Origin of the sequence: Microbacterium sp. 13-71-7 (genome assembly GCF_002257455.1) — a bacterium.
Lineage (GTDB): Bacteria > Actinomycetota > Actinomycetes > Actinomycetales > Microbacteriaceae > Microbacterium.
This window is the reverse complement of sequence record NZ_NCKN01000123.1, coordinates 1-12,281: the sequence shown is the minus strand read 5'-3', so window position 1 is coordinate 12,281 and position 12,281 is coordinate 1. Positions and strand designations below refer to the sequence as shown.

Below are 12,281 nucleotides of genomic sequence, written 5' to 3'. Positions count from 1 at the left end.
GCACGTACCTGCCGGTGAAGGAGAAGACAATGGCAACTGTGACCTTCGACGAGGCCACCCGGCTCTACCCCGGCGGCACCCGCCCCGCGGTCGACAAGCTGAACATCGAGATCGCCGACGGCGAGTTCCTGGTTCTGGTCGGCCCCTCCGGCTGCGGAAAGTCCACCTCCCTGCGCATGCTCGCCGGCCTCGAAGAGGTCAACGCGGGCCGGATCCTCATCGGCGAGCGCGACGTGACCGACGTCCCGCCGAAGGACCGCGACATCGCGATGGTGTTCCAGAACTACGCGCTGTACCCGCACATGACCGTCGCCGAGAACATGGGCTTCGCGCTCAAGATCGCCGGCGTCGGCAAGGAGGAGCGCGCCGCCCGCGTCCTCGAGGCCGCCAAGCTCCTCGACCTCGAGCCCTACCTGACCCGCAAGCCGAAGGCCCTCTCCGGCGGCCAGCGTCAGCGCGTCGCCATGGGCCGCGCGATCGTGCGCCAGCCCCAGGTGTTCCTCATGGACGAGCCGCTGTCGAACCTCGACGCCAAGCTCCGCGTCCAGACCCGCACCCAGATCGCCTCGCTGCAGCGCCGTCTCGGCGTCACCACCGTCTACGTCACGCACGACCAGACCGAGGCGCTCACCATGGGCGACCGCATCGCCGTGCTCAAGGACGGTCTGCTGCAGCAGGTCGGATCGCCGCGCGACCTGTACGAGAACCCGCAGAACGTCTTTGTCGCCGGCTTCATCGGCTCCCCCGCGATGAACCTGTTCACCTCCGACCTCGCGGACGGCGGCGTGCAGTTCGGCTCCGAGGTCGTCCCGCTCGACCGCGAGACGGTCAGCGGCGCCACGGGCTCGCAGGTCACGATCGGCGTGCGCCCCGAGGACATCACGGTCGGCCCGGCCGACGGCAAGGGCCTCTCGGTCGTCGTCGACCTCGTCGAGGAGCTCGGCGCGGACGGCTACCTCTACGGCCACACCGAGATCAACGGCAAGCGCACCGACCTGGTCGCGCGCGTCGACGGCCGCAACCACCCGAACGCGGGTGAGACCGTCACGCTCGCGGCGAACCCGGGCCACGCGCACGCCTTCGACCTCGAGTCGGGCGAGCGCCTGAACAAGAAGCCGATCGCCGCTTCCTGATCACCGTCTGATCGACGCGGCGCGGGGGTTCTCCCCCGCGCCGCGTCGTCGTCTTCCCCGCCGATCCCCCGAGGAGCACCGTTGAAGGACGCGCTGACCATCACCGCGAGCGCCGTGGATCCGGGACTGCTGTCGCTGCCCTGGTCGCAGCCGCTGTCCAAGTGGCCGTCCGAGGTGATCGTCTCGCTGCCGAAGGGCCTCTCCCGCCATCTGGTGCGCTTCGCGGATCTGTCCGGATCCGTCGTCGCCGTGAAGGAGACCACGGAGGAGATGGCGCGCCGCGAGTACGAGATGCTGGGCAACCTCGCGCGTCTCGACGTGCCGTGCGTTTCCCGGGTCGCGGTGATCGCCGGTCGCACCGACGGCAAGGGCGAGGCCCTGCCCGCGGCGCTGGTGACCTCGCACCTGCGCTTCTCGATGCCCTACCGCGCACTGTTCACGCGGGTGCTGCGGCCGGACACCGCCACCCGCCTGGTCGACGCGCTCGCGCTGCTGCTCGTGCGCCTGCACAACGTCGGCTTCTACTGGGGCGACGTGTCGCTGTCGAACGCGCTGTTCCGCCGCGACGCCGGGGCGTTCGCCGCCTACCTCGTCGACGCCGAGACCGGGGAGCTGCACGAGGAGGGGCTGACCGACGGCCAACGCTCCTACGACCTGGATCTGGCGCGCACCAACATCGCAGGGGAGATCCTGGATCTGGCCGCCGGCGGACGCCTCGAGCACGGGGTGGACGCGGTCGCGATCGCGGACGGCATCGTGTCGTCGTACCGCTCCCTGTGGGCGGCGCTCACCGCGCACGAGTCGTTCGCCGCGGGCGAGGCCTGGCGGATCACGGAGCGCGTGGAGCGGCTGAACGCGCTCGGCTTCGACATCGGCGAGATGTCGATCCAGACCACCGCCGACGGCACCAGGGTGGAGATCGAGCCGAAGGTCGTGGACGCCGGTCACCATCAGCGCCGCCTCATCCGCCTCACCGGCCTCGACGTCGAGGAGAACCAGGCCCGGCGGCTGCTGAACGACCTGGACGAGTTCCGCGCCCGTTCCACCAAGCAGTGGGCGGACGAGGAGATGTACGCGCACGAGTGGCTCACGCGCGTGTTCGAGCCCGTGGTGCGCGCGATCCCCTATGACCTGCGCGCCAAGCTCGAGCCGGCCGAGGTGTTCCACCAGGTGCTCGAGCACCGCTGGTACATGTCGCAGGCGGAGGGACGGTCGGTGCCCCTCGCCGAGGTGCTGACCTCGTACATCAACGACGTGCTGCGGCATCGCCGCGACGAGGCCACGATCATGGGCCCGCCCACCGAGACCATGTCGCTGCCCGTGATCACCGGATCCGTCCCCGTCGAAGACGAGGATCCCGACATCGACTGGCGCGACCTCGTCTGACCCCGCCCCGGGTCGCCCCCCCCCCGGTCGAGCACCCCGGTCGAGCACCCTGCCCTCTCGCCGCCCCTATCGACCGCGAGACTCCATCTGGGCGACGAGAATGCAGTGTTTGAGTGCAGTCTCGTCGCGGAGATGGAGTCTCGGGGTCAGATCAGTGCGGGAGGGGGTCAGTAGCCGACGGTGAAGCGCTCGCGGCGGTGCTTGCCGTTCTCGATCTCGTCCACGACGGCGATCGCGAAGTCGGCGCCGGAGATCGTCGAGTTGCCGTCGGCGTCGCGCACGACCACGTCGCCGCCGTCGCGGTACGAGCCGGTGCGCTCGCCCTCGGCCCAGGGGCCGAAGACCTCGGCCGGGTGCACGAAGAACCAGTCCAGCGACGCGTCGGCGTTCTGCAGCAGGGCGAGGGAGTCGATGCCGACCTGCGCCTCGTGCCGGTACTCGTCCGGGAAGTCGAGGTCGATCAGGCGCGGGCCGCCGGGCGCGGACAGGCTGCCGCCGGCGCCGCCGACGACGCTCACGCGCGTTCCGGTGCCGCTGAGCTTGTCGACCAGTGCGGTCAGGGCGGGGATCACCGCGTTCTCCATGTCGCCGCGCGGGGACAGCGCGGACACGACGACGTCCGTGTTCTCGAATACGTCGCCCAGGGTGTCGAGGTCGGTCACCGAGCCCTGAACGTTCGTGACGCCGTCCACAGGGGCCGACGGCTCGGAGCGCGAGATCGAGACGACCTCGTGCCCGCGCGACGCGGCTTCCTGGACGATGTGACGACCGGCGTAGCCGGTCCCTCCGATGACGACGATGCGAGCCATGCGCGTTCCTTCCGTTCCCATCCCGGTCGTTTCTGCACCGGGTACGGGAGGTGCAAGGATCCGCGGCCGCACACTATTCCGCATCGGCCGGATCCTGCACGGATGTGCACGTCCGGTCAACCCGCTGCGCTGAGGGTCATACGGCGAACCCTGCGCACCCGAAGAACCGCACGGGCCCGCCCGAAGAACCGCACGGCGCGCTCAGGGTCCGCACGGCGTCCACGGCCGTCCGCACGGCGCGTCCGCAGCGCCGTGCGGATCCGCGGCGAGGTCAGCCCTTCGCGGCGCGGACGGTCGAGACCTGGTACAGCGCGACCGAGGCGGCGATACCGGCGTTGAGCGACTCGGTCGCCGCCGAGATCGGGATCGAGACGATCTGGTCGCAGGTCTCCGTGACGAGGCGCGAGAGCCCCTTGCCCTCGGATCCGACCACGATCACGACGGGCCGGTCCGCGAGCTCGATCGCCGGCAGCGAGACGTCGCCGCCGCCGTCGAGGCCCAGCACGAACACGCCCTGCTTCTTGAACTCCTTGAGCATGGACGTGAGGTTCGCGGCGAGCGCGACCGGGATGCGGGCCGCGGCTCCGGCGCTGGTCTTCCACGCGGCGGAGTTCACGCTCGCCGAGCGGCGCTGCGGCAGGATCACCCCGTGGCCGCCGAACGCGGCCGTCGAGCGGATGATCGCGCCGAGGTTGCGGGGATCGGTGATCCCGTCGAGCGCCACGAACAGCGGGGTCTGGCCGCGGTCGATGACCTCCTCGAGCAGGTCCTGCGGGTGCGCGTACTCGTACGGCGGCACCTTGAGCGCGACGCCCTGGTGCACCCCGTCGAAGCCGGCCATGCGGTCCAGCTCCTGACGCGTGACCTCGAGCACGGGGATCTCGCGGTGCCGCGCGATCGCGAGCATCTCCTTGACGCGGTCGTCCATCTCCACGCGCTGCGCGATGTACATCGTGGTGGCGGGGATCTTGGTGCGCAGGGCCTCGAGCACCGAGTTGCGCCCGGTGACGGTCTCGGTGTCGTTCGAGGCCGACGACGAGGACACGCGACGGTTCGGGTTGGATCCGCCCTGCGGCTTCTGCCCCGCGCCCGATCGTGCACCGGGGCGGCCCTTGCCGCCCGCGGCGGCGTAGCGCTCCTGCGCCGCCTTCCGCTTGCCGGCGACGTGCCAGGCGCGGTCCTCGGCCTTCGGGGTGTTGCCGCGGCCCTCGAGAGCCTTGCGGCCGTTGCCGCCGCTGCCCTTCGTGGCGCCCTTCTTCTTGCTGTTGCCCGCTCCGGGCCTGCTCGGCTTAGCCATCGATACTCCAATGAGTTCCGTCTGGAGTGTCCTCCAGGATGATGCCCGCCGCACCGATCGCATCGCGGATGCGGTCGGCGGCGGGCCAGTCCTTGTCCGCGCGGGCCTGCGCGCGCTGGGCGATCATCGCCTGCACGAGCGCATCCAGCGCGGTGGTGGTCTTCGTGTCGGATCCGGACGACTGCCACTCGGGCGCGAACGGATCGATGCCGAGCGCGCCGGTCATCGCGCGCACGGCGCTCAGCGCGGCGCGCACCTCGTCGGCGTCGCCGCGGTCGAGAGCGGCATTGCCGGCTCGCACGGTCTCGTGCAGCACGGCGATCGCCTGCGGCACGCCGAGGTCGTCGTCCATCGCGGAGACGAAGGCGGCGGGAAGGGATCCCATCGCCGCCCCTCCATGCCCGCCGACCGTGCGCTGCGCCCGCTCCAGGAACGTGCGGATCCGGCCCAGCGCCGCCTCGGCCTCGCTCCACGAGGAGTCGGAGAGGTCCAGGCTCGAGCGGTAGTGCGCCGCGGCCAGCGCGTAGCGCACCACGAGCGGGTCGTGCCGTCCGAGCACCTCGGCGGCGAGCGTGAAGTTACCGAGCGACTTCGACATCTTCTGCCCGTCGACCGTCACGAGGCCGTTGTGCACCCAGTACCGGGCGAACGCGTCACCGGCCGCCGTCGACTGCGCCAGCTCGTTCTCATGGTGCGGGAAGCGCAGGTCGAGACCGCCGCCGTGGATGTCGAACTCGGCGCCGAGATAGCGCCGCGCCATGGCGGAGCACTCGATGTGCCAGCCGGGACGCCCGGCGCCCCAGGGGGACGCCCAGGTCGCATCGGCCGGTTCCCCCGGCTTCGACCCCTTCCACAGGGCGAAGTCCTGCGGGTTGCGCTTGCCGCGCGGATCCGCGTCCTCCGCGGCCTCCATCGCGTCCACGGACTGGCGCGTGAGCTCGCCGTAGGCGGGCCAGCTGCGCACGTCGAAGTAGACGTCGCCGGATCCGTCGGCCGCCGGGTAGGCGTGGCCGCGCTCGATGAGACGCTCGATGAGCTCCTGCATCTGCGGGATCGACGCCGTCGCCCGGGGCTCGTAGGTGGGCGGCAGGATCCCTACCGCGGCGTACGCCGCCGAGAACTCCTGCTCCATCCGGTACGCGAGCCCCCACCACTGCTCGGCATCGGTCGCGTTCGCGAGCACCTTGTCGTCGATGTCGGTGACGTTGCGGACGAACGTGACGCGTCCGTAGCGCAGCTGCAGCCAGCGCCGCAGCAGGTCGAAGCTCAGCGCCGCCCGCACGTGCCCGATGTGCGGGCCGGACTGCACCGTGGGTCCGCACACGTACATCGTCACGTTCGAGGGGTCGAGCGGAACGAAGTCGCGCAGTTCCTGCGCGCGCGTGTCATGGAGGCGGATCGTCACCGCTCAAGCCTACCGGGGCGCCCCTGCGAGACCGCGGCGGGTTTCCGGGGCGATCGCGCGCGCCGCTCGCGCGCTCCCGCCCCGGGATCCGGCTGCGCTCAGGGACGGAGCAGGATCTTGCCCTCGCGCCCGGCGCGGAGGTTGTCCTCCGACGCCTCCGCGACCCGCTCGAACGGCAGCACCGCGGAGACCGGAAGGGTGAGCACGCCCTCGCGGATGCGCTGCAGCAGCTCTCCGAAGAGCGCACCGCGCTGGTCGGCGGGCATCGCCGCGGCGACCTTCGACCCCCAGAAGCCGCGCACGGTCAGCTGCTTGAAGATCACGTCGCCCGAGGAGATCCGCATGGTCGGCGACGCCATCGCGCCGAACACGACGAGCAGACCGCCCTCGCCGAGCATCGCCGCGACCTGACCGCTCGCGTCCCCGCCGACGGAGTCGATGCCGGCGCGGATCGCGGCGCCGCCGGTGAGCGCGCGCACCTGGTCCTGCCAGTCCTCCGCATCCGTCGCGACCACGTTCCGCACGCCCTGCGCCTCGAGCTCCGCGATCCCCTCCGCACGGCGGACCAGGCTGACCACGTGCAAGCCGCGGGCCGCGCCGAGCTGGGCGACCATGCGTCCGACGGCGCCGTTCGCCGCGTTCTGGATCATCCAGTCGCCCGTCGCGAGGCCCAGCGAGTCCAGCACGCTGATGGCGCTGAAAGGCATGGATCCGAGCTGCGCGGCCTGCTCGTCCGGGATGTCGTCCGGCACCGGGATGAGCCCCGCGGCCGGGGCCAGCACGAACTCCGCCCACGCGCCGAAGGCGCCGCCGACGGTGACCCTGCGGCCGAGGAGGGCGGCGTCGACGCCCTCGCCGACGGCGTCCACGACCCCGACCGCCTCGGTGCCGGAGCGGGCGGGCAGCTCGGGCTTGTAGCCGTAGAGGCCGCGCACGGTCAGCAGGTCATGGTTGTGCACGGTGGCCAGGAGCACCCGCAGTCGCACCTGCCCCGGACCGGGCTCGGGCGACGGCACGTCCTGCACGGACAGGACTTCGGCGGGATCCCCGAACGAGGAGTGAACGAGTGCGCGCATGACGATGACCTCTCTGCGACGTCTGCGGGGTGCGGGCGTCCGCATCATCCAGCGTAAGCACGTGCGCAAGGGGCCGGCAGCGAATCCGGAGGATCCCTACGGTTACGTATTCAGCTCTCGGCGATCCGATGCACGAGTGCCACAGCCGTAACGGCGATGCCCTCGCCGCGCCCCGGGAATCCGAGCCCGTCCGTGGTGGTGGCGGAGACCGCGACGGGCGCCCCGCCGAGCGCCGTCGACAGCGCCTGCTCGGCCTCGCTCCGACGAGCGCTGAACCGCGGGCGATTGCCCTGGAACTGCACCGAGACGTTGCCGATCGCGAACCCGGCCTCGGCGAGGATCTCGGCGGTGCGGGCGAGGAACACATCGCCGTGCGCGCCCGCGTACTCGGGGTGCGCGGTGCCGAAGTGCTGGCCGATGTCGCCGAGCCCCGCCGCCCCGAGCAGCGCATCCACGATCGCGTGCGCGACGGCGTCGCCGTCCGAGTGCCCTTCGAGCGCGGGCTCGCCCGGCCAGTCGAGCCCGGCGAGGCGCAGGGTGCCGCCCGCGGCGAAGGCGTGCACATCCGTGCCGATGCCGATCCGGGGGGCCACGGGTCCGGCGACCGGATGCGGGGCCGGTCGGGGCTCGGGCGTCGAGGACGAGAGGATCATGCGGGCGCGCTCCAGGTCGTGCGGGGTGGTGATCTTGAAGGCCTCCTCGGATCCGAGGACGTGTCGCACCGCTCCCCCGGCGGCCGCGAAGAGCGCCGCGTCGTCGGTGTACTCGACGCCCTGGTCCGCGGCCTGGGCGTACGCGGCCACCAGCGCATCCCGGGGGAAGCCCTGCGGCGTCTGCGCGGCGGCGAGCTCTGCGCGGTCCACCGGGGCGACGACCTCCTCGCCGTGCACACGCTTGAGCGTGTCGACGACCGGCAGCGCCGGGATCACGCCGATGCCGGGACGGACCGCCGTCGCCACCGCGGCGAACTGCGCGGACGGGGTGAGTGCGCGGGCGGCATCGTGCACGAGCACGGCGTCGATGCCGTCGGCGAGCAGCGCGAGCCCCGCGGCCACGGAGCGCTGCCGGCTGTCGCCGCCGGCGACGACGAGGACGGGCCTGTCGCCCGTGATCGCCGAGACCTCGGCCTCGCGCCCGGCGGGCACGACGAGGATCACCTGGGCGGGGGCCGCGGCGAAGACGCCGTCGAGCGCATGCTCCAGGATCGTGCGATCGCCGAGCGGCACGAACGCCTTGGGCGCCCCCGCCGCGAGCCGGGTGCCGGAGCCGGCGGCCACGATGATCACGGCGGCGCGCGCGAGCGGGGTGCGGAGGTCGTTCACGCTCTCACGTTAGCGCCGGATCCTCCGCTCCCCCTCGTGCGGATCCTCTCGCACAAAAACCTTGCGTGAACGAGTACTTGATCTGATACAGTACTTGACATGAACGATGACGCCTTCTCCGCGGACCTCCTGCGCGGGCACACCGACACGATCGTGCTCGGCATGCTCCGCGGTGGCGACCGCTACGGCTTCGAGATCTACAAGACCATCCGGGACGCCACCGGAGGGGATCACGAGATCAAGGAGGCCACCCTCTACGCGACCTACCGCCGTCTGGAGAAGGACGGGCTGGTCGAGTCCTACTGGGGCGACGAGACGCAGGGCGGCCGTCGCAAGTACTACCGGATCACCGACGCGGGCCGCGCGGTGTACCGGCGCAACGTCGCGGCCTGGGTCGCCACCCGCCGCGTGATCGACACGCTTCTGGACGCGAAGGACTGAGCACATGAACACCGACATCCACCGTCTCCTGGACGAGGCCTTCGCCGGCATCGAGATGACTCCGGCCGCACAGGACCTGAAGGAGGAGATCCGCGCGAACATCGCGGCGCAGGTCGACGAACTGGTCGCCGCGGGCGCCTCCCCCGCCGAAGCCGCGCAGCGGGCGATCGCCGAACTCGGCGACGTGCGCGCCCTGCTCGAGGACGAACCCTCCGCCGGCTCCGCGCACACGCCCGGTTGGGAAGCGCTCACGGCCCGCAACCGGGTGCGCCCGAAGCCCGGATTCGTGGTGCGGACTGTGCTGCTCAGTCTCATCGCGACCGCAGCCCTCGCCGGAATCCTCCTCGTCGTGCTGCTCGTGCATCCCGCCGCACCGCTCGCGGTGGCGGGGCTCGGCGCCGTCGTCGCGATCGCGCTCGGCATCGTCACGGGCGACGCGCTGCTGCAGGAGACCACGACGAACCACCCGCTGCCCGCGCCCAGGGCCGTCGGGTTCGGCCTCGCCACCGCCGGGACCCTGCTCGCGCTCGGCCTCGGCGGCGGGTTCGCGCTCGCCGTCGACCAGCTCTGGCTGGTGATCCTCGCGGCCGTGCTCCTGGTCGGATCCCTCGCGCTGTTCTCCTACCTCGGGGCGACCCAGACCAATCGGCACAAGGCCTGGACCCGCGGCGCCATCGTGCAGATGCCGCCGAACCGTTTCGAGACGGAGCCGGAGACCGCGGCCCGCTTCGGGATCTACACGGCGGTGATCTGGTTCCTCACACTCGCCGTGATCGTCGTGCTCGTCTTCACGGTGGGCTGGTGGTGGGCGCCCGTCCCCTTCATCGGAGGCCTCGCCGCCATGATGCTGCTCCTGGCACGCATGCTCTTCGCACCGCGCAGCAGCGACCGCCGCTGACCGGTCCGGCGGATCCGGCGCGCTCACCGCGGTGAGACCGGACCCGCCCTCCCCCACAACACAGAGAAACCCTCAGAACGGAAGGGATGTCCGTCATGCCCGCACACCAGCGCATCGACGGCGACGCGATCGTCGCCGAAGACCTCGTCAAGGAGTACCGCGGCCGCGGTCGCCGCCCCGCCGTCCGCGCCCTGGACGGCCTGAGCTTCGCGGTTCCGCCCGGACGCGTCTTCGGACTGCTCGGCCCGAACGGCGCCGGCAAGTCCACCACCACCAAGATCCTCACCACCCTGTCCCGGGCGACCGCGGGCCGGGCCCGCGTCGCCGGACACGACGTGACCGACGCCCCGGGCGACGTGCGCGCGGCGATCGGCTACGTCTCGCAGGGCACGGGGACGGATCCGAACCTCACGGCGACCGAGAACCTCGAGATCGCCGGACGGATGCGCGGCCTCGGCGGCTCCGATGCCAGGGCGCGCGCCGCGCGGCTGCTGACCGAGTTCGGTCTCGACGACGCGACCCGCCGGCCCGTCCGCACCTTCTCGGGCGGGATGCGGCGGCGCCTCGACGTCGCCGCGGCCCTCGTGCACCGCCCGCAGGTGCTCTTCCTCGACGAGCCCACCACGGGCCTCGACCCGGAAGCCCGTGCGGCCATGTGGGCCGAGATCCGGCGCCTGTCCGGCGAGGAGGCTCTCACGGTGGTGCTCACCACGCACTACATGGAGGAGGCCGACCGGCTCGCCGACGTGCTGCTTCTCGTGAACCGAGGACGCGCCGTGGCCCAGGGCACACCGGACGCGCTCAAGGCCGCGCTGCACGGCGACGCGGTCCGCGTGACGCTCATCGAGCCGGATCCGGTCGCCGTGCGCGCCGCGGTCTCGCCCGTGCCGGGGCTGCGCGACGTGCTCGTCGAAGCGGCCGGCGTCGACGGCCTGCTCGTCGCCCGCACGGACGACGCCGCCTCCGCGGTGGGCGCGGTCATCGCGGCGCTCGACGGCGCGGGGATCCGCTACGGCCAGGTCGCGGCATCCCACCCCACCCTCGACGACGTGTACCTGCACTTCGTCGGCCACACCTTCGGCGACGCCCCCGCGGCCGCCCTCACGGAAGGAGTCGCCGCATGAGCGCGATCGCCCTCTCCCCCGCCCCCGTCCTCACCCCCGCACGTCCCGGCTGGTTCACGCAGACCGGCCAGGTGCTGCGCCGCTGGTCGATCGTCTCGATCCGGCAGGCCTGGGGCCCCGTCATGAGCCTCATCCAGCCCGTGATCTGGATCCTGCTGTTCGGGCAGGTGTTCCGCACGCTGGGCGCCCTGCCGCAGTTCGGCGGACACGGCTACATCGACTATCTGGTCCCCGGCATCCTGATGATGACGGTGCTGTACTCCGGCGCGTGGGCCGGCACGGGCTACATCGACGACATCGACTCCGGCGTCATGGACCAGTACCTGACGTCGCCGCTGCAGCGCTCGTCGATCATCGCGGGGCAGCTCCTGCAGCAGCTCGTGATCAACGTCCTGCAATCGCTCGTGGTCCTCGGCATCGGCTGGCTCGGCGGTGCGCGCTACCCCGGCGGCATCGGCGGCATGCTCGTCGCGCTGGGCGTCGCGACGCTGCTCGCCACGATCTTCTGCTGCGCCTCGACGGCGGTCGCGCTCCTCTCGCGCAGCCAGATCGCCCTCATCAGCCTGTCGCAGCTGATCGTGCTGCCCGCGACGTTCCTGTCGACGACGATGATGCCCGCGCCGGCCATGCCGGAATGGGTGCAGGACGTCTCCCGGTGGAATCCGATGACCTGGGCGGTCGAGCTCGGTCGCGGCGGTCTCAGCGGCTCATACCCGGCCGAGGGATGGTGGCAGGCCGGTGGCCTCGTCGTGCTCGCGGCGCTCGCGTTCGCCTGGGCGCTGAGCGCGATCCGCGGCTACCAGCGTTCGATCTGACGCGTCACGGCCTCGCCGCGGGCGCGAAGAAGGGGTGGATGCGATGGCATCCACCCCTTCTTCTGCGGAACTCAGGAGGCGAGGACCTCGTCGAGCAGCGCTCCGGCCTTCTCCTCGTCGGTCTTCTCCGCGAGCGCGAGCTCGGAGGTGAGGATCTGACGGGCCTTGGCCAGCATGCGCTTCTCACCCGCGGACAGCCCGCGGTCCTGATCGCGGCGCCACAGGTCGCGGACGACCTCGCTGACCTTGATCACATCGCCGGAGGCGAGTTTCTCGAGGTTCGCCTTGTAGCGGCGCGACCAGTTGGTCGGCTCCTCGGTGAACGGGGCGCGCAGCACCTCGAACACTCGATCCAGTCCCTCTTGGCCGATCACATCGCGAACGCCGACCAGGTCGACGTTCTCCGCAGGCACCTCGATGATGAGGTCTCCCTGCGTGACGTTGAGCTTCAGGTACTTCTTGGTCTCCCCCTTGATCACACGGTCCTTGACCTCGATGATCGTCGCGGCGCCGTGGTGCGGATAGACCACGGTCTCACCAACCTCAAAAAGCATAAAGTCGTGTCCTTTCGGCAA

Annotated in this window: 12 protein-coding genes; 6 read left to right on the top strand and 6 right to left on the bottom strand. The window is 71.5% G+C overall.

Going from position 1 to position 12,281, the window contains the following annotated elements; translation table 11 throughout:
- Positions 1–29 precede the first annotated feature (29 nt).
- Together ugpC and B7X32_RS12605 are read left to right on the top strand one after the other, a co-directional pair.
- Positions 30–1,133 carry a sn-glycerol-3-phosphate ABC transporter ATP-binding protein UgpC gene (ugpC, locus tag B7X32_RS12610; protein WP_292720040.1) on the top strand — a complete coding sequence of 368 codons (1,104 nt, stop codon included), beginning with the start codon at positions 30–32 and terminating at the stop codon, positions 1,131–1,133.
- Between the two features lie 81 nt (positions 1,134–1,214).
- Positions 1,215–2,519 carry a DUF4032 domain-containing protein gene (locus tag B7X32_RS12605; protein WP_292720038.1) on the top strand — a complete coding sequence of 435 codons (1,305 nt, stop codon included), beginning with the start codon at positions 1,215–1,217 and terminating at the stop codon, positions 2,517–2,519.
- Between the two features lie 167 nt (positions 2,520–2,686).
- Here the strand turns inward: B7X32_RS12605 and B7X32_RS12600 are convergent, their stop codons facing one another.
- The 5 genes from B7X32_RS12600 to ispD all read right to left on the bottom strand — a co-directional run bounded on the left by B7X32_RS12600 (position 2,687) and on the right by ispD (position 8,428).
- Complete coding sequence (locus B7X32_RS12600) at positions 2,687–3,328, bottom strand: NAD(P)H-binding protein (RefSeq protein WP_292720035.1); 642 nt, start codon at positions 3,326–3,328, stop codon at positions 2,687–2,689.
- Positions 3,329–3,599: 271 nt separating this feature from the next.
- Positions 3,600–4,625, bottom strand: coding sequence for a 23S rRNA (guanosine(2251)-2'-O)-methyltransferase RlmB (rlmB, locus tag B7X32_RS12595; protein WP_292720032.1), 1,026 nt, complete (start codon positions 4,623–4,625; stop codon positions 3,600–3,602).
- Complete coding sequence (gene cysS, locus B7X32_RS12590) at positions 4,618–6,030, bottom strand: cysteine--tRNA ligase (RefSeq protein WP_292720030.1); 1,413 nt, start codon at positions 6,028–6,030, stop codon at positions 4,618–4,620. The genes rlmB and cysS overlap by 8 nt, the downstream gene beginning before the upstream one ends.
- Positions 6,031–6,128: 98 nt before the next feature.
- Positions 6,129–7,106: a zinc-binding dehydrogenase gene (locus tag B7X32_RS12585; protein ID WP_292720027.1), complete on the bottom strand. Its 978-nt coding sequence runs from the start codon at positions 7,104–7,106 to the stop codon at positions 6,129–6,131.
- A 110-nt stretch (positions 7,107–7,216) separates the two neighbouring features.
- Positions 7,217–8,428: a 2-C-methyl-D-erythritol 4-phosphate cytidylyltransferase gene (gene ispD / locus B7X32_RS12580; protein WP_292720025.1), complete on the bottom strand. Its 1,212-nt coding sequence runs from the start codon at positions 8,426–8,428 to the stop codon at positions 7,217–7,219.
- 99 nt (positions 8,429–8,527) lie between these two features.
- Between ispD and B7X32_RS12575 the strand changes: the two genes are divergently transcribed.
- The 4 genes from B7X32_RS12575 to B7X32_RS12560 all read left to right on the top strand — a co-directional run bounded on the left by B7X32_RS12575 (position 8,528) and on the right by B7X32_RS12560 (position 11,706).
- Positions 8,528–8,869 carry a PadR family transcriptional regulator gene (locus tag B7X32_RS12575; protein ID WP_045273464.1) on the top strand — a complete coding sequence of 114 codons (342 nt, stop codon included), beginning with the start codon at positions 8,528–8,530 and terminating at the stop codon, positions 8,867–8,869.
- Between the two features lie 4 nt (positions 8,870–8,873).
- Positions 8,874–9,767, top strand: coding sequence for a permease prefix domain 1-containing protein (locus tag B7X32_RS12570; protein ID WP_292720021.1), 894 nt, complete (start codon positions 8,874–8,876; stop codon positions 9,765–9,767).
- A 95-nt stretch (positions 9,768–9,862) separates the two neighbouring features.
- Entirely contained in the window at positions 9,863–10,891 is a 1,029-nt protein-coding gene (locus B7X32_RS12565) for an ABC transporter ATP-binding protein (RefSeq protein WP_292720018.1), read from the top strand.
- Positions 10,888–11,706 carry an ABC transporter permease gene (locus B7X32_RS12560; protein WP_292720016.1) on the top strand — a complete coding sequence of 273 codons (819 nt, stop codon included), beginning with the start codon at positions 10,888–10,890 and terminating at the stop codon, positions 11,704–11,706. The genes B7X32_RS12565 and B7X32_RS12560 overlap by 4 nt, the downstream gene beginning before the upstream one ends.
- Before the next feature lie 71 nt (positions 11,707–11,777).
- Here B7X32_RS12560 and B7X32_RS12555 read toward each other — a convergent pair whose 3' ends face one another.
- Positions 11,778–12,260, bottom strand: a complete 483-nt coding sequence (locus B7X32_RS12555; protein WP_045273462.1) for a CarD family transcriptional regulator — start codon at positions 12,258–12,260, stop codon at positions 11,778–11,780.
- Between the last annotated feature and the right edge of the window lie 21 nt (positions 12,261–12,281).